The 693-nt window shown below is 43.6% G+C and carries 1 protein-coding gene; it reads left to right on the plus strand.

Features of this window, described 5'->3' with window-relative positions; genetic code table 11:
• Positions 1-693 (plus strand): transposase (locus LS48_RS14750; RefSeq protein ID WP_235811045.1); only part of this gene is annotated, 693 nt, incomplete at both ends.

Consider the following 693-nt stretch of genomic DNA (forward strand, 5'->3'; position numbering starts at 1 on the left):
TACAGCAGTGGGGAGAACTATGCCTATCTGGAAGCCAGGGGCATTAAAAGCTACATTCCGCCCCACGGAACTTACAAAGGCGGCCCCGAAGACTTTAAATATATAAAAGAAGGTAACTACTGGCTGTGCCCACAGGGAAAGAAAGTAACCTTCCGCAAGCAGAAACTTGAAAAAGGCACATTAAAGGATAATTATTTTACAAAACGAAGTGATTGCAAGGGATGTCCCATCAAAGAAAGCTGTATAGGCAAGAGCCACGAAAAGCGGATCAATATCACTGCTTACCGGGAAGAATATGAACGCAACATAGCGAGAATAAAAAGCCCCACTGGTCGGTATCTAAAAAGCAAACGGCAAAGCACCGTGGAGCCTGTCTTTGGAACCCTCAAGGAGTTTATGGGGCTTCGCAAGGTCAATACCATTGGCATCAAACAGGCCAACAAATGCATGCACCTCTCGGCGACGGCCTACAACCTCAAAAAATACCTCAAGTTTATCCAAAAACGCGCAAAGAGCGGGGCGGAAAGCCTTGTTTTGTATTTTTTGCCAAAAATAGTGCTTCAGAATGTAGCATGGCTTTTTTTAAAAGCACCAAATTTGGCTCATTCTCAAGTCCAATCAAAAAAACAAAGCCGCTTAAAACGGCTTATATTGGTTCAGGTTAAAAAAATTAAGGGGTTGTGCAACGGTTAC

The organism is Aequorivita aquimaris, assembly GCF_001573155.1.
GTDB lineage: Bacteria > Bacteroidota > Bacteroidia > Flavobacteriales > Flavobacteriaceae > Aequorivita > Aequorivita aquimaris.